The sequence below is a fragment of the Jatrophihabitans sp. GAS493 genome (assembly GCF_900230215.1).
In the GTDB taxonomy this organism is placed as follows: Bacteria; Actinomycetota; Actinomycetes; order Mycobacteriales; family Jatrophihabitantaceae; genus MT45.
Genome location: NZ_LT907982.1, coordinates 907,385 through 923,315 on the forward strand (window position 1 = coordinate 907,385; position 15,931 = coordinate 923,315).

A 15,931-nucleotide genomic window follows, 5' to 3' on the forward strand; every position below is an offset into this window, starting at 1 on the left:
GCGGGACGGACCACCCACCCGGGCAGCGTCAGCCAGCCAGCCCGTAGGCCTCGGTCTCGGCGTCGGCGACCTGCTTGACCATGCGCATGTGGGCACCGAGGCGTCGCGCGAGCACGATCGCGCCGATGCAGCAGGCCAGCTGGAGCACGATGAATCCGGCCGGCACTCCGGCGGCGATGAGGACACCGGACAGCGCCGGTCCGATGGCGCAGGCCAGTGTGGTGGCACCGCTGACCGCGGAGAGCGTCCGTCCGACCGCGCCGTCGGGGGCGATTGAGGCGGCGAGCGGGTTGAGGACCGGAGCCAGCATCGTCTCGCCGACCGAGATCGTGGCGAGACCGGTGATGAGCGCGACCGAGGCCATTCCGTGCAGCACCAACGGCACCGCGATGATGAGCCAGCAGCCGATCCAGATCGAGGCGCAGGCGGCTAGCAGGGTGGTTGGCGCGTAGCGCTTGGTCAGGGCGACGACCGGGCCGGTGAGGATGGCGACCAGAATCGCGTTCACCGCGACCGCGGTACCGATGACCTTGGTCGAGACGTGCAGGGCGTTGATGGCGAAGGCGGGCAGCCCCGACTCGTACTGGGCGTAGCAGGCCAGCGTGATGAGCATCGTGACGCCCAGTAGCAGGCGCAGGCTGCGATTGGCGAGCATCTCGCGGTACCGAACCGGTGCCTCCACCGCCTTCTTCGACGGCACCCGGGTCGTGCTGATGCCACGTCCGGCCGAGTAGACCGTCACGGCGCTGGCGACGGCGGCGAGGGCGGCCAGGTAGTAGACGCGGTGTGTGCCGGCCGGGCTGTTGAGGTCGATGATCAGACCACCGACGAACCCACCGACGGCCAGCGTCAGGTTCTGAGTGATGAACTGCCAGGCGAAGACGTCGCGGTGACGCCGCTGCGGGGTGCTGGCCAGTAGGAGCACCGAGATCGACGGCTGGGTGAAGGCGACCCCTGCTCCGAGCGCCGCTGCGCTGTACCAGACCCCGAGGGTCGAGGTGCTGAGGCCGAGGGCCAGGACGGCCAGCGCCATGACCAGTCGAGCCAGCGCTGCGACCCGAACCGGATTGCCGCGATCGGCGGCGGCCCCGGCACTGGGCGCGGCCAGCAGCGAGCCGACGGCAAAGGCGATGAAGGTGGCGGCGGCGACCATGCCGCCGAGATGCCGGGTGGTGCTGATGTCGGAGTAGATGAAGGGGAGCACTGCTCCCCAACCGCCGGAGGCGAGGGATGAACCGATGAGCAGCACGGCGACGTGGCCGCGGTTGGAGCGCATTTCACTTTCCTGTCTAACTTTGATTTCAAACTTCGATATCGAAGTACTACCTCGAACGTACAGTAGGGCCATGCCACCGGCAAAGCGAAAGACTGATAGCTCCGCCACAGCCAAGCCGGTCACGCCGTACGCCGAGTTCGAGCGGGCGGTGGCCGTCTACACGGCGGCTGGTGGCCAGGAGTCGGTGCAGCGCATCGTCACCGCGATCAGCCGCGTGGGGCGGCGTCTTGATATCTACTACCGGCAGCAGTTCCTGGATCTCGACATCTCCCCCGGCGAGTGGAGCGTCCTCACCAGCTTGGCGGTCGAGGGGCCCGAGGGGCATTCGACGCCCTCACACCTGGCCGACGTCTGCGGAGTCTCTCCGTCGACGATGACTCATCGCCTGGACGGGATGGTGGCCCGGGAACTGGTCGCCCGCGAACCGGACGCCACTAACCGGACCCGCATGCAGGTGACGCTCACCTCAGCCGGCTGGGAGCTGTTCCGGCGGGCGGTCACCGAAGCCGACGTTGTCGAGTCGAACCTGGTGACCCCACTCGACGATGACGAGCGGCGCCAATTAGCGATGCTGCTGGAGAAGATCGTGGCTGGACTCCGCGCGCACTGAGGGAGATTTAGCACTATCGGCGGCCTAGCTGCCGGGGCATAGTCCGCCGGCTGGTGGCCGCCTACGAATTATCGTTGAAATATACGAAACTGCCCCTGATGCTTTCGCAGTAAAGTATGTGCCGATCTGAGCATCGGCATTGGGGTTCATCCCGTCGGCCGTACTGTTATGCAGTCCCGATGGCTACCTCACCCGGTTCGGCCGGGGGCCCGGATCTCCAGCAAATCCAGGCAACCTGTGGCCCAGGTCTCAATCTTGTCGAGCCCTGCATCGCTCGACTTGACCGAACGTGGAGCAGCTTCCACGACGTCATCCACGGGAGGGACGCCCGCGGGATATCCGGTACTGGACGTGTCCGAAGCATCTTGTGCGCGCTCGGTAGTTTTCCTCACGATGCGCTACCAGTCGATCAAAGAAGTCCATCGATATACGCCTGCAGCGGAAAAAAAACAAGATCAACAAGAAGTTTCGGCGGCAATCACTTAACTTTTTCCTTGCACGACCGATACCACCGATACAGCGGGGAATCGGGCGCTGCAGCGGACGACCAAGTACACGGAAGGTACTGACATGAAACACGCCAAGGAATCAGGCGACCGGGATCGGCGAAGAGGTGGGTTCTTCTTGCTGACGTCCCCGCTGCGCACCCTGCTTCAACTCTCCAAGACCAAGCTGCTGATGAGCATCGCGGCGTTGCTGGCTGTGGGTTCGCTGGCGGTCGCCGGCACCTGGGCCGCGTGGACCGCGCAGGATGTGAACGGCGGCAACACCTTCACAACCTCGACGATCCTCATCGACGACAACCAGGGTGGTGAGGCCGGTTCGGCCACCGCGACCGGTGTCGCGATGTTCAACGTCACCAACCTCTCCCCCGGATCCTCGGCGACCACCAAGTGCATCGAGGTGGACTACACCGGTACGGCCACCGGGATGACGCTCGCTGGAACCCTCGGTGGAACCGGTCAGGCGACGCTGCAGTCGGAACTGACGATGACCACCGCGGTGTACAACTCCACGGCGGGCGCGGCGGTGACCACCCCGGGCACGAACACCAACTCCGGTGGCTGCGGCAGCTACCCCGGTGGTGCGGATAACAGCATGGGCACGCAGGGCGCAACGCTCGCGTCCTGGGCCAACGGCACCGCGTACACCGCGTCGACGATGAACCACACCTGGTACAAGTTCACCGTCAGTGGCCTGCCGGGCGCCGACTCCAACTGCGCCACCTACTGCAACAAGACGATCACGGTCACGCTGACCTGGACCCTCACCGCTTCCTGATCGGACCCGCAAGATGACTTCCGTAGTGGACGCCCCGCTGGGCGATGCCGCGCCGACCTCCAAGGTCGGCGCGGCATCGCCGCGGCCCGAGCGAACCCGCGGCCGACACGCCGCCGGCCGTCGAGAACTTGAAGAACCGAGCACGCTGCAGCCCGCTGTCGTACGCGCCGTCACCCCAGCCGTCACCCCAGCCGTGACCGCCGCTGTCGCCCCCGTTGAGCGGCCGCGTGTCTCGGCCGCCCTGCTACAGCGCGTCTCGGTTGACCGGCCCGATTGGGGACCGACGACGTTCGGCCCGACCACGGTCGCCGCCAGCACTTTGACCAATGTTTCCCAGTACGAACCCAGAAGCGACGTTGTTCTGCCCGACGTTGTTCTGCCCGAAGTTGTCCCAGCCGAGGTCGTTGTGCCTGAGTTCGCCCGGCCGGCGGTCTCGCTGAACCGCGCCTCCGAAGTCGCCCTGGAGCAGGCGCCAGCCTTCGTCCGGGCCCTGATCGAGGACCCGCAGGTTCAACAGCAATTGGCCGCTGAGCAGGCCGGAAATACGGAACGGTCCGAAGCGGCCGAGCGGGCGATGATCCGGGCCAAGCCCGAGCAACTCGCCCTCGAGTCGAAGGAGGCGGCCCGGTACCGGGCCCGCCACTCGGCGCCGCCCTCACTCGCGGCCCACCTGAGCCACGTCGGTACCTTCTTCATACGCCGCGGCTTCAGCATCGGCGTCTCAGTCGCCCTGCTGGCCACCATCGCCGGAATCCTGTTCTGCTTCGTCGGTGCGGCCATGGGTTACCGGGGAGCGGTTGTGCTGAGCGGGTCGATGCGCCCGACCATGCAGGTCGGCGCGCTGGTGATCAGCCGCTCGGTCACGCCCGAGGAACTGCACCCCGGCGACCTGGTGACCTTCCGCAGCCCGGCGGTGCACAACCAGTCCGTCACCCACCGCGTGGTCTCGCTGCACCGCGACGGCGCCAACATGGACTTTGAGACCCGGGGCGACGCAAACAAGGTCAGCGAGCACTGGCAGGTGCCGGTGAACTCCAAGCTCGGGCTCGGCGTCTTCCACATCAACCACGTCGGCCGCTGGCTGGCTGCGCTGGGGTCGTCACTGGGACGCAGCATCGCGGTCCTGCTCATCGCAGGAGTAGCCCTCACCCTGATCCTGCGCCGGCTCTGGCGCGCGGAACCAGAGCAGTGACCGATGTCCCACGCCGCTCCGCCGCCGCCCGTCGACAGACCACGCGACGGCGTAACCACCGTGCTGCCTGCATCGCAGTCCTCGCTACGGCGGTCCTGATGCTCACCTCCTCCTTCCTCGTCAGCCCCACCCATGCGGTCTGGACGGCGACGTCGACGAACCCGTTGAACACCTTTCAAACCCCGCCCGTCTTCTCCCAGACGACCTCCTACACCTGCGCCACGGGGCAGACCACCCTCACCGTGGGCGCCGGCTTCACCCTCGCCACGGTGACCCTCTCCGGAGGCGCCGGACAGGACACCGGCAGCAGCGGCGCATCCGGCCTCGGAGCTGTCATGAACGTGACCTTCGCGGTCACCGCCGGGGAGGTGCTGACCATCAGAGCCGGGTGTAAGGGCAGCCAGAGCACGACCGCCGGCGGCGTTGGTTATGCGGCCGGCGGCAAGTCCGGCTCGATGACCTGGTCCGGTCATGACGGGGGCGCCGGGGGCGGCGCCAGCGGAATCTCCTGCTCTGGCACGGGCTGTACCACCGCGACCCTGCTCAGCGTTGCCGCCGGTGGCGGCGGCGGTGGCGGAGACGGCAGCACTGGAACCGGCGGGGATGGTGGCGACGCGAACAGCGGAGGCACGACAGGCATCGCGGCCGGAACCGTCTACCTGGGCGGCGCCGGAGGCGCGGCGGTCGGGTCGGCTGGGTCGGCGGGTGGTTCCGGCGGAACTCCTCCTGGCGTTGGTTCAGCCGGGTCCAATGGCTCGATCACAGATGGCGGTGGCGGCGGCGGTGGCGGCGGTGGTTACGCCGGCGGCGGCGGTGGCGGCGGTGGCTCGGCCTCCGGTAGCGGCGGTGGCGGCGGCTCCGGGTCGTCCTTCAAACAGACGGCCGTGACGCTCGTGTCCCAATCGAGTACGAACGCCGGTGACGGCTCGGTCGTGGTGACCGTCAGCTAAGCAGCCAGCTAAGCAGTCAGCCGGCCCCGAGCGGCACCCGAACCTCAAGTTCGGCGCGTTGGGTGCCGATGTACCAGTAAGAGCAGACATTTCGAGAGACGGAGAGGAGTTGAGGTGAGTGGCGTGGCGACGGCTCCTGCAGAATTGGATGCGGAGCTGGATCTGTGTGCCCGCAGCACTCGCCGGACTCTTCGTCCTGGTCGTCGCCGGGGTCGCCTCCGCCAGCCCGACCCCGACGCTCTCGGACGGGACCGTCTCCATGTTCGCTGACAACGACGGGAAGCCGCTCTTCACCGTCAACGACATGGCCGCCGGTCAGGTGAACACCGCCTGCACCGACGTCACGGTGGAGAACGCCGGAGCCGGCGACACCGTCGCCTTCGCCGGCCAGCAGATCTCCGGACCCCTGGCCAAGTTCCTCACCGTCACTGTGGTCGCCGGGCCGGCCGATGCGAATGCCTGCGGCGCCTTCTCGGGAACTGAGATCTATCACGGCCCGCTGACCGGTCTGGCCGTGCAGCAGGGGAAGGGCGTCGTCACCGGTTGGCTGCCCAAGAGCGCGCCGACCTGGCGATTCCGCATCACCGTGCAGGCCGCAGAGCAGTTGCCCCTGGTATCCACGGCCGAGGCGTCCTTCGCCTGGCACTACAACACCGGGTCGCCGGCGGCGATCATCGCGCCGACGCCGCGCCCATCTGTGCACCCGACGGTCTCGCCGCGCCCGGCCGCGGTCGCGCCGCACGTGCCCCCGCCGCCGTCTGGCAACGCGAACCTCGCCCACCGACCGGAGAATCCGACCGTCACCCTCGGCCGGCCCGAGCAGCCCTGGCTCAGCCAGGCCGTCTCCACCGCCGGCGCCGTCTCGGCCGCGCTGCTACGCCACCCGCAGTACCCGCTGGTGCTGCTGGCACTGGCCTTCGCCTTCTTCATCGCACAGGAGAGCGTGGACCGCCGCGACCCGAAGCTCGCGCTCGCGCCGGTGCGCAATGATGACCTGCGCTTCACACTGCGTCCGTCGGAGGTGCAGCTGTGAACGCGGTATCGGCCGGGGCCAAGGGCCTGCGTAGCCAGCAGGCGGACGAGATCGTTCCGCTCTCCGAGCGCGTCCTCGTCCTCATGTGTTTCCGCTTCGCGGCCGCCATCACGGTCGGCGTGCTGCAGGTGTCCCTGGTGCCGAACGCGGCGGTGGTCGCGCAGTGGCTCGTCGTGGTGCTTTACCTGTTGACCACCTCGCTGCTGAGTGCGCCGGTCCTCACCGCCCGTCGTGGCCTGGCGCTGCGGACCTTCGGTATTTCACTGCTCGTCGACGGCGTCTTCCTGCAGGGCGAGCGCGTCTTCGGCACGCCCGTGGGGCTGGACATCGTCATCGCCGCCTACCTGGTCGCCGTGTGCTTGTTGGTCTCCTTCCGCACCGGCTTGAAGGTCGCACTCTGGCACAGCCTGCTGGTCTTCATGATCCGCCAGGCGGCGCTCATCGGGTCGATCTCGCACCCGTCGATCGAGATCAAGGAGCAGTCGGAGGTGATCGCCTACCTGGGCGTGCTCTGGCTGACCGTCATCGCCACCGCTCAGTTCGCCTCGCTCAACGAGCGGGAACTGCGCCGTCGCCGCTACGACGCCGAGTCCTTCCGGCTCTTCGCGGTGAAGCTCGCGGGCGTGGAGCGCGTCAACGACGTGCGCGAGTTGCTGCTGCAGTTCTGCCACGACGAGCTGGATGTGGGCCGGGCGGCCTGGATCTCACCGGCCGCGCAGGGTTACACACTGGAGCTGGGCCTCGGGCTCGACCAGCAGGCCGACACCGAGTCGGGCGTCTTCTTCTCGGAGCTGCTGCGATCCGGTTCGGCGACCGCGCCGCCGCGGGTGGTCTACCGGCTTGGCTCCGACGACAAATGGCTGGCCTCACTCTTCCCGGAAGCGCGCCGCCTCATCGCCCTGCCGATCGCCGCCGTCGAAGGCACCGAATGGGTCGTCCTCGAGCACCGTGGCCGCGGCAACCGGCTGGAGCGCCGGGTTATCAGCAGCGCCTCGCAGGCCTGCGTCGCCGCCGGATTGGCTGCCTCCCGTACCGCGATTCTCGCCCAGCTGCGCCGTGCGGCCACCACCGACGGCCTCACCGGTGTGGCCAACCGCCGGACCTTCGACGAGACGGTGGCCAAGCTGCGGGTCACCCCGGCGGCGCTGCCCATCTCGCTCTTCCTGGTCGACATCGACCACTTCAAGTCAGTCAACGACGTGCATGGTCACCAGATGGGTGATGTCGTGCTGCAGTCGGTGGCCGGTCTCATCGACAAGAGCGCCCGCCCGGACGATCTGGTCGCCCGCTACGGCGGTGAGGAGTTCGTGGTGATCCTGACCAACACCACGTCGGCTCAGGCCTTCGAAGTCGCTGAGGGAATGCGGATCAAGGTGCACGCTCAGCAGGAGCCGCTGCCGGTCACCATCTCCCTCGGGCTGGCCCAGGCCGATGACGCGGCCGGCCTCGACGACCTGGTGGCCCGCGCCGACGCGGCGCTGTACCGGGCCAAGGAGGGTGGCCGTAATCAGGTCGTCGTCGACGTCCCTGCACGATCGTTCCCGGCAACCACGGTCAACCTCGGCGAGATCTCGTCCGCGCTCTAGCCGAGATCGCTTCGCGGCCCGGCGACCCGTCGGCTCAGCTCGTCGGCCAGCGCTTGAAGTTCAGGTGTGCGCGGCTCGGCGTCGGGCCCCGCTGGCCTTGATAGCGCGAACCGTAGACGGCCGAGCCGTACGGGTGTTCGGCGGCCGATGAGAGCTTGAACAGGCAGAGCTGCCCGATCTTCATTCCGGGCCAGAGCGTGATCGGGAGATTGGCCACGTTCGACAGCTCCAGGGTGATGTGCCCGCTGAAACCCGGGTCGATGAAACCGGCCGTCGAGTGGGTCAGCAGGCCGAGCCGCCCGAGCGAGGACTTCCCCTCCAGGCGGCCGGCCAGATCGTCGGGGAGGGTCACCACCTCCAGCGTCGAACCGAGCACGAATTCGCCGGGGTGCAGCACGAAGGGGTCCTCGCCGGCCGGTTCGACCAGCGCGGTGAGCTCGTCCTGCTGTTCGGCCGGGTCGATGTGGGTGTACTGCGAGTTGTTGAAGACACGGAAGAAGCGGTCCAGCCGCACGTCGACGCTCGAGGGCTGTACCAGGTCGATGTCCCAGGGCTCCAGCACCAGGCGCCCGGCCGTCACGGCGGCTTTTATGTCACGATCGCTGAGTAGCACGCCGCTGACCCTATAACGCGGCCAGATTGCGGGCCGGGCAAACACTGGGGTTCGTGTAGCATTTTCCGAGTTCGCCCGTGTCTGTTCACGAGTGTTCGCGGGTGTAGCTCAATGGCAGAGTCTCTGCTTCCCAAGCAGATTGCGCGGGTTCGATTCCCGTCACCCGCTCCAAGATCAGTTGCCCGGCGTCAGCGCGGGAGCGCCGCGTCGACGAGCGCCGTAGCCACCGCGCCGGCCTGCGCCGCGGCGTCACGGTTGTGGTCCATCCAGGCCGAGATCGATGCACCGTCGTAGAGGAAGACCAGCTGCTGGGCCAGGGCGGCCGGGTCAGCGGCGCCGGCGTCAGTGGCCAGTTCGGTGATGAACCCGCGCAGCCAGCCCCGGTAGTCGGCCGACGCCTTCTCCTCGCAGCCACCGGGACGGGATTCGACGGTGGCCCCCACGAAGGCGCAGCCCCGGTAACCGGGACGGGCGAAGCTCTCCCCCTGAACCTCGAAGAGACCGATCAGCTTCTCGCGCGGCGTGTCGAAGCGCGCCGCGAGCTCGCGGGTGATTCGAGCCTGGAGGGTGGCGGAGCGGCCGGCCAGGTACTCGCGGATCAGCTCTTCCTTGCTGCCGAACGTGTTGTAGAGCGAGGCCTTGGCCACTCCGGCTCGCTCGATGACCCGGTCGATACCGACGGTGTGGACGCCCTCCTCGTAGAAGAGCTCATTCGCGGCGGCGAGCAGGCGGTCCCGAGCTGAACCGGGGGTGTCGGTTGCTCCAACGGTCTTGGTGGGCATGACTTGACAGTACCAGACAGATCTGTCTAATGTGAAGCAAGGTTAGACAGACCTGTCTACTCAATACGTGCCCGCACCTCCGAGGAGCCGACCCCATGACCACGGCCGCCGCCATTCCTGCGCTGGACCTCGACGACCTCAACCTGCTGCGCGACGAGCAGGGCGGCCGCTGGCGCCTGCCGCGCCGTATCGCGTTCTACCTGCAGGCCTCCATCGTGGTCACTTTCCTGGCTGGGTCGAGCGCCCCGACGCCGCTCTACGCGCTCTACCAGGGCGAGTGGCACTTCTCCCCGATCACCACCACCGTCATCTTCGGCATCTACGCGCTGGCCGTGCTGGCGGCACTGCTCACCGTCGGTTCGCTGTCGGATCACGTCGGCCGCCGTCCGGTGCTGCTGGCCGCGATCGCGGTGCAGGCGGTCACGATGCTGATCTTCGCCTCCGCCCAGGGCGTGCCGGAGCTGCTGCTGGCTCGGGTGATTCAAGGCCTCTCCACGGGCGCCGCGGTGGGTGCGGTCGGCGCCGGCATGCTCGATTTGAACAAGGCCAAGGGCACCATCGCCAACTCCGTGGCGGCGCCGATCGGCACCGCCCTCGGCGCGATCGGATCGGGGCTTCTGGTGCAGTACCTGCCGGCCCCGCTGCACCTGGTTTACCTGGTGTTGTTCGCGACCTTCGTCCTGCAGGGCGTCGGGGTGTACCTGATGGCCGAGTCCTCCTCGCCGCGGCCCGGTGCGCTCGCCTCGCTACGAGTGCAGCTGGCGCTGCCGCCGGCGGTGCGGCGGCCGTTCGCGCTGGCCGCGCCGGCGCTGGTCGCGGCCTGGTCACTGGCCGGCCTCTACGGTGCGCTCGGACCGACGCTGGTGCGAATGCTGATCGGACACAACTCCTTCGTCCTCGGCGGAGCAGCGCTCTTCGTGCTCGCCGCGATGGGTGCCCTCACCGTGCTGCTGCTGCGCAATGCCCCGCCGCATCAGGTGATGCTGCTGGGCACGGTCGCATTGCTGGTCGGCGTCGGTGTGACGCTGCTGGCCATCAACGAGTCGTCGACGGTCGCGTTCTTTGTCGGCACCGCCATCGCCGGAGTCGGCTTCGGTGGCGGCTTCCAAGGGGCGATCCGGAGCGTGATCCCGCTGGCTAAACCGCACGAGCGGGCCGGTGTGCTCTCGCTGGTCTACGTCGTCTCCTACTTGGCGATGGGGGTGCCGGCGGTCCTGGCCGGAGTCCTGGTCGTGCACGGCGGCGGGGTCCTCGACACCGCCCGGGAGTACGCCGCGGCCGTCATGCTGCTGGCCGCCCTCGCCCTGCTCGGGCTGGCCCTCCCGCGGCGGGCGCCGAGATGAGCGGGCGGGCGGGATTGCAATTCGACCGATGTGGGTAACTCCTGAGCGTCGCCGGCGTCCGGCTGGTGGCCCTTAAAAGGAGAAGACGAATGTTCGGCCTCATCATCAGCCTCATCGTCATCGGCCTCATCGCCGGTGCAATTGCCCGCCTCGTGGTCCCCGGCAAGCAGGACCTGTCGATCCCGATGACCATCGTGATCGGCATCATCGGGTCGTTCGTCGGTGGATTCCTCGGTTACCTGATCTTCCACAAGGACGGCCAGGACGGATTCATCCAGCCGTCAGGGATCATCGGCTCCGTCCTCGGCGCTATCCTCGTGCTCCTCATCTGGCTGCGGGTCGGGGCGCGTAGCTCCATCCGCGGCTGATCGCCGGGCTTGACCCTCCCCCACGGTGAGGCCAGATGATGGCCTGACACAGGTAGGGAGGTTCGGCGTATGACCCAGTTGTTGATGATCGGCGACTTCTCGGCGCAGAGCCGGTTGTCCCCCAAGGCGCTGAGGCTCTATGACGAACTGGGGCTGCTGGTGCCGGTGAGAGTGGACCCCGACTCGGGCTACCGCTGGTACTCACCGACCCAGCTGCCCCGGGCCCGGACCGTGGCGCTGCTGCGTCACCTCCAGATGCCGCTCGCCCAGATCGGCGGCATCCTCGAACTCCCGGCCACGGACGCCGCGTAGCCGTCCGTCAGTTCTGGAGAGAGAAGGCCGAGCACGTCGCCTCCGAACGCACGACCGTCGAGTACCTGTGCCAGATAATCGGTGAAGGTGAGGACTCCATGGAGCAGAACTTCACAGTCGCGGTGCGGCGGGTTCCGCAGCGGGCGCTGCTGAGCGCGATCCGCTACGTCCACGACAACGACGCCGGCAGCGTGATGGGGGACCTGCTCAGCCGAATGCGAGCCGCCGCCCCCGGCCTGCCCGGCGTCGATGGCTGCCCGTTCGCGATCTATCACGGTGAGGTCAGCGCCGACAGCGATGGACCGATGGAGATCGTTCGTCCGATCGCCGACCGGCTGCTGGCCCAGGCGGCGGCCGACGGCCTGCCGGACGTGCAGGTCCGGACCGAACCCGAGCACGACGAGGCCTTCGTTGCGCTCACCCTCGCCCAGACGAACTGGCCGGCGCAGCTGCCCGCACTGGATGCGATCCACGCCCACCTGGAGTCGCTCGGACGCCTACCCGGCGGTCCGCCGCGTCAGGTGATGATCGCTGACTGGCGCCATGTTCGCGCCGACGAACCGGCCTGCCTGCTCAGCCTGCCGATTCTCGGTGTTTGATTGTCGAATGGGGAGCGGGCCGCGGAGGGCGGCAGCACTGGCCGTCGCTGGACTCTTGGTCTCCGGGCTCACCGCCTGCGGCGGGTCATCGCCCAAGCCGGATCGGCAGGCCGCGCAGCGGTTCCTGGACGACCTCGGACGCGGGGATGCCGCGGCCGCCGCGGGCCGGACCACCGACCCGGCGGCGAGTAAGGCGGCGATCTCGGCGAGCGTCACCGGCCTGGGACACCCGACCGCCCGCTTCACCGTTGACGGTGTGACCGGCCACGGAAGCACCTCTTCGACCGTCGCCTACAGCGCCACCTGGAACCTACCCGGCGCGAAGACACCCTGGAAATACAACGGATCCCTGGAGATGTCGAAGACCGCCGCCGACGGGTGGAGGGTGGCCTGGCAGCCCAGCGTGCTCTACCCCGGTCTGGCCGCCGGGCAGCATCTGGCGAGCGAGCGGGTGCAGCCGCCACGGGCCGACCTGCTCGACAGCAGCGGCGTGCCGCTATTCTCCGCGCAGCCGGTGGTCACAGTGGGGATCGCGGTTGGCGAGAACCCGAGAATTCCGCAGCTGGCGGCGACGCTGGCATCGGTGTTGCAGATATCGGCGGGCGACATCGTGAACAGCGTCAAGGGCGTGCCGGCCGGACAGTTCGTACCGGTGATCACCCTGCGAAAGGCGGCCTATCTGGCCGTTAAGCCGAAGATTCATGAGCTTCCCGGCGTGCACTTCCAGACCGGCACTGAACTGCTCGGGCCGACCTCGCGCTTCGCCCAGCCGCTGCTCGGGCAGGTCGGCAGCGCCACCCAGGAACTCATCGACGCCTCCAACGGGACGATCGTCGCCGGTGACGAGACCGGACTCTCCGGGCTGCAGTTGGCCCTCAATTCGCAGCTCAGTGGCACGCCGGGGATCGCAGTAGACGCGGTCAGCGACGCCGATCCGTCGAACCGGAGCAAGCTGGTCGACGTGAGCGCACCGGGGCCGGGGAGCGCCGTTCACCTCACCCTGGACCGCGCCACCCAGACCGCCGCCGAGGCTGCGGTGGCCACGGTGGCACTCCCGGCTTCGATCGTCGTCACCCGGCCGTCGACGGGCGAGGTCCTGGCCGTGGCCAACAACGCGGCCACCGGCTCAGACGCCGCCCTGGACGGGCAGTTCCCGCCCGGATCAACCTTCAAGATCGCGACCTACGCGGCCGTCTTCAGCAGCGACCCGGCCCTGCAGCCCACCTCGCCGCAACCGTGCCCGGCCACGATCACGGTCAACGGGCAGACGATTCGCAATGAGAACGATTTCGCCAAAGGCACCATTCCCATCTCGTCGGCCTTCGCCTTCTCCTGCAACACCACCGCCGCCGCCCTGGGAATGAAGCTTCCGGCCGGTGCCCTGCTCAAGGCGGCGCAGTCGCTCGGGCTGGGTCAGCCGTGGTCGCTGCCGGTGGATGCCTTCTCCGGAAGCCTCCCCGAACCCGCTTCGGTGAATGAGCAGGCGGCCGACGCCTACGGCCAGGGGAAGGTGTTGGTGAGCCCGCTGCTCATGGCCGAGATGGCCGGGGCGGCGAGCACGGGGCGGCCGATCGCGCCGTCGTTGGTGGTGGGCCGACAAGCTACGCCCGGCGCCGCGCTGCCGGCGTCAGTTGTAGCCAACCTGAACGTGCTGATGCGCGATGTCGTCACCGTGCCGGGGGCGACCGGGCGCGCGCTGGCCGATCTGCCGGGTGGGGTCGAGGGGAAGACCGGCACGGCCGAGTTCGGTACTGCGGTGCCGGCCCGGAGTCACTCGTGGTTTGCCGGCACCCGCGGTGATCTGGCCTTCAGTGTCTTCATCAACGGCGGTGGCAATTCCGACTCCGATCATGGGGCGGTCTCGGTCACACATGCACTCCTCAGCGCGCTGCCGGTCAAGTAATCGCGGACCGGTAGAAGGTGCGGGCAGACTGCCTTTGCCCGGGGTTGATTGCGAGAACAACCTTAATTTATATGGGCAATCTCACTCGCTGCTGAGGGGCAGGTCACGAAGTGCGAACCCGCCCGCTCCGTCCGAAGTCGGTAATCGAAGGTTAACTGACCGTTGCCGCACTTCTTGGGGAGAAGAGCTGACCATGGAACTCATTCAGACATCAACCGACGGGCTCACCGAGCTTCGTAGCGATGACCGCGAGATCGACCAGCTCGAGGCGGTGCTGGCCTCATTGCCAGAGGTGCCAGAGGTGGCAGAGGTGACCGTTCGTGCATTGCCCAGCCGCATCGAGGTCGCTGAGCCGGAGGGATCGGCGGCGGTGGATCTCCTTGTCGAGCTGGCCGGTTACGTCGCCGTCATCGCGACCACCATCGTCGCGTTCTTCACGATGTACTCGCACATCGGCGACTTCGACGCCGGAGCGCCGGCCTTCATCGCGATCGGTGACAAGGCCCTGCTGCTGGCCGGCACCCTGGTCGGAACCGCCGTCGGTGCGCTCATCGCCTACCTGATGCGGCGCACCCTCAAGGACTACCGTCGCCGTTCGGCGATCACCCGCTACACCAGATAAGCGGCGAGGTTGCCGCTAAACGTCCGTATCTTGCGCAGAGACGGCCGGATATTCCGGCGACTTCACTGGGCGGGTGCGCGAGGATGGTCTGGTGACCGAAGACCTGGATCGCCAGCGAGCTGAACTGGACCCCGTTGGCGATCCGGCGGCGCGCGGGTTGCATCCGGCCTGGATCGTCGCCGCCGTCGGCTTTCTCTCACTCCTGCTCGCGGCTGGCTTTCGGGCCACGCCCGGGGTGCTGCTGGTGCCGCTGCAGAACGAGTTCGGCTGGTCGCGAGCGGCGATCGGTGGAGCGGTTTCGGTAAACCTGGTGCTCTACGGCCTGGCCGGCCCCTTCGCGGCTGCGCTCACGCAACGCTTCGGGCTACGGCGGGTGGTGCCGTCGGCGATGGCGCTCATCGCCGCGGGATCGGCGCTGACCGTCACCATGACGCAGCTATGGCAGCTCTACCTGTGCTGGGGAGTCATGGTGGGGGTGGGCACCGGAGCCGTCGCCCCGGTGCTGGCCGCGACGATCGCCAACCGCTGGTTCCACGAGCGCCGCGGGCTGGTGCTCGGGGTGCTGACGGCCGGCAGCGCGACCGGCCAGTTGCTCTTCCTGCCGCTGCTGGCCGCCCTCAGTCAGGACGGAGACTGGCGCCGGGCCGCGTGGGCCGTTGCCGGTGCGGCGCTGCTGGTGGTGCCGATCTCGGCCCTCTTCCTGCGGGAGTATCCGGTGGACCTGGGTCGGGCACCGTACGGGGGTAGCAGTATCGAGGCGCGACCGGTGATCACCGCCCGCCCGATCGCGACTGCCTTCTCGGTCCTGCGCCGGGCCGCCCGGACGAGACAATTCTGGATCCTCTGCGGCACCTTCTTCGTCTGTGGCGCGTCGACCAACGGGCTCATCGCGACGCACTTCATCCCGGCCGCGATGGATCACGACATGCCCGAGACGACCGCGGCCGGGATGCTCGCCGCGATGGGCATTCTGGACGTCGTCGGGACCTCCGCCTCGGGGTGGCTGACTGACCGTTACGACCCGCGGAAGCTGCTCTTCGCCTACTACGCCCTGCGCGGGCTGTCGCTGCTGGCGCTGCCCCGGGCGCTGGTCGCGCAGCATCTCTCGCTCGGTGCCTTCGTCGCCTTCTATGGTCTGGACTGGATCGCCACCGTGCCGCCGACCGTGGCGCTGGTCAATCAGACCTTCGGCCGCCAGGAGGGGATCGTCGTCTGGGGTTGGATCTTCGCCGCCCATCAGCTCGGCGCGGCGATCGCCGCCTTCTCGGCGGGCTGGATTCGCGACGCCTCCGGTAGCTACGGCCCGGCCTTCGTCGGAGCGGGGACACTCTGTCTGCTGGCGGCGGCCGCCGTCTTCACCATTCGCGGCAGCGCGGTCGATCGCTTCCGGGAACGAGGAGAACCACCCGCGCTGGACGGCACGGGTGGCTCTCTTCTGACAGCTGGATCAGCCAGCTAGTT

At 68.1% G+C, this 15,931-nt stretch carries 16 protein-coding genes and 1 tRNA gene; 14 read left to right on the forward strand and 3 right to left on the reverse strand.

What is annotated here, in order from left to right; translation table 11 throughout:
- Nucleotides 1-28: 28 nt before the first annotated feature.
- Complete coding sequence (locus CPH63_RS04165) at nucleotides 29-1,276, reverse strand: MFS transporter (protein WP_157749265.1); 1,248 nt, start codon at nucleotides 1,274-1,276, stop codon at nucleotides 29-31.
- 70 nt (nucleotides 1,277-1,346) lie between these two features.
- Here CPH63_RS04165 and CPH63_RS04170 point away from each other — a divergent pair, with 70 nt between their 5' ends.
- The 6 genes from CPH63_RS04170 (at nucleotide 1,347) to CPH63_RS04195 (ending at nucleotide 7,928) form a co-directional block, all read left to right on the forward strand.
- The gene (locus CPH63_RS04170) at nucleotides 1,347-1,886 is read left to right on the forward strand and encodes a MarR family winged helix-turn-helix transcriptional regulator (RefSeq protein WP_096301700.1); all 540 of its coding nucleotides are present in this window, start codon (nucleotides 1,347-1,349) and stop codon (nucleotides 1,884-1,886) included.
- Between the two features lie 570 nt (nucleotides 1,887-2,456).
- Nucleotides 2,457-3,167 (forward strand): SipW-dependent-type signal peptide-containing protein, encoded by a 711-nt coding sequence (locus CPH63_RS04175; RefSeq protein WP_096301701.1) that lies wholly within the window; start codon nucleotides 2,457-2,459, stop codon nucleotides 3,165-3,167.
- Between the two features lie 13 nt (nucleotides 3,168-3,180).
- A complete protein-coding gene (locus tag CPH63_RS04180; protein ID WP_096301702.1) occupies nucleotides 3,181-4,359 on the forward strand; it encodes a signal peptidase I in 1,179 nt (392 codons plus the stop codon).
- Complete coding sequence (locus CPH63_RS22055) at nucleotides 4,356-5,309, forward strand: hypothetical protein (RefSeq protein ID WP_157749266.1); 954 nt, start codon at nucleotides 4,356-4,358, stop codon at nucleotides 5,307-5,309. The genes CPH63_RS04180 and CPH63_RS22055 overlap by 4 nt, the downstream gene beginning before the upstream one ends.
- A 166-nt stretch (nucleotides 5,310-5,475) precedes the next feature.
- On the forward strand, nucleotides 5,476-6,342 hold the full coding sequence (locus tag CPH63_RS04190; protein ID WP_157749267.1) for a hypothetical protein: 867 nt from the start codon (nucleotides 5,476-5,478) through the stop codon (nucleotides 6,340-6,342).
- The gene (locus CPH63_RS04195) at nucleotides 6,339-7,928 is read left to right on the forward strand and encodes a GGDEF domain-containing protein (RefSeq protein WP_096301704.1); all 1,590 of its coding nucleotides are present in this window, start codon (nucleotides 6,339-6,341) and stop codon (nucleotides 7,926-7,928) included. The genes CPH63_RS04190 and CPH63_RS04195 overlap by 4 nt, the downstream gene beginning before the upstream one ends.
- Before the next feature lie 34 nt (nucleotides 7,929-7,962).
- Here the strand turns inward: CPH63_RS04195 and dcd are convergent, their stop codons facing one another.
- A complete protein-coding gene (gene dcd / locus CPH63_RS04200) occupies nucleotides 7,963-8,541 on the reverse strand; it encodes a dCTP deaminase (protein ID WP_096301705.1) in 579 nt (192 codons plus the stop codon).
- Between the two features lie 97 nt (nucleotides 8,542-8,638).
- Between dcd and CPH63_RS04205 the strand changes: the two genes are divergently transcribed.
- Nucleotides 8,639-8,712 (forward strand) — tRNA-Gly (locus CPH63_RS04205).
- 17 nt (nucleotides 8,713-8,729) lie between these two features.
- Here the strand turns inward: CPH63_RS04205 and CPH63_RS04210 are convergent.
- Nucleotides 8,730-9,323 carry a TetR/AcrR family transcriptional regulator gene (locus tag CPH63_RS04210; protein ID WP_096301706.1) on the reverse strand — a complete coding sequence of 198 codons (594 nt, stop codon included), beginning with the start codon at nucleotides 9,321-9,323 and terminating at the stop codon, nucleotides 8,730-8,732.
- A 95-nt stretch (nucleotides 9,324-9,418) separates the two neighbouring features.
- Here CPH63_RS04210 and CPH63_RS04215 point away from each other — a divergent pair, with 95 nt between their 5' ends.
- The 7 genes from CPH63_RS04215 to CPH63_RS04245 all read left to right on the forward strand — a co-directional run bounded on the left by CPH63_RS04215 (nucleotide 9,419) and on the right by CPH63_RS04245 (nucleotide 15,929).
- A complete protein-coding gene (locus CPH63_RS04215) occupies nucleotides 9,419-10,666 on the forward strand; it encodes an MFS transporter (RefSeq protein ID WP_096301707.1) in 1,248 nt (415 codons plus the stop codon).
- 89 nt (nucleotides 10,667-10,755) lie between these two features.
- Entirely contained in the window at nucleotides 10,756-11,034 is a 279-nt protein-coding gene (locus tag CPH63_RS04220; protein ID WP_096301708.1) for a GlsB/YeaQ/YmgE family stress response membrane protein, read from the forward strand.
- A 69-nt stretch (nucleotides 11,035-11,103) separates the two neighbouring features.
- Nucleotides 11,104-11,346: a MerR family transcriptional regulator gene (locus CPH63_RS04225; RefSeq protein ID WP_096301709.1), complete on the forward strand. Its 243-nt coding sequence runs from the start codon at nucleotides 11,104-11,106 to the stop codon at nucleotides 11,344-11,346.
- Between the two features lie 98 nt (nucleotides 11,347-11,444).
- Complete coding sequence (locus tag CPH63_RS04230) at nucleotides 11,445-11,945, forward strand: hypothetical protein (protein WP_096301710.1); 501 nt, start codon at nucleotides 11,445-11,447, stop codon at nucleotides 11,943-11,945.
- A gap of 7 nt (nucleotides 11,946-11,952) precedes the next feature.
- Nucleotides 11,953-13,848 (forward strand): penicillin-binding transpeptidase domain-containing protein, encoded by a 1,896-nt coding sequence (locus CPH63_RS04235; protein WP_172892155.1) that lies wholly within the window; start codon nucleotides 11,953-11,955, stop codon nucleotides 13,846-13,848.
- Between the two features lie 193 nt (nucleotides 13,849-14,041).
- Nucleotides 14,042-14,470, forward strand: coding sequence for a hypothetical protein (locus tag CPH63_RS04240; protein WP_096301712.1), 429 nt, complete (start codon nucleotides 14,042-14,044; stop codon nucleotides 14,468-14,470).
- Between the two features lie 91 nt (nucleotides 14,471-14,561).
- Nucleotides 14,562-15,929, forward strand: a complete 1,368-nt coding sequence (locus CPH63_RS04245) for an MFS transporter (protein WP_206745643.1) — start codon at nucleotides 14,562-14,564, stop codon at nucleotides 15,927-15,929.
- Nucleotides 15,930-15,931 lie beyond the last annotated feature (2 nt).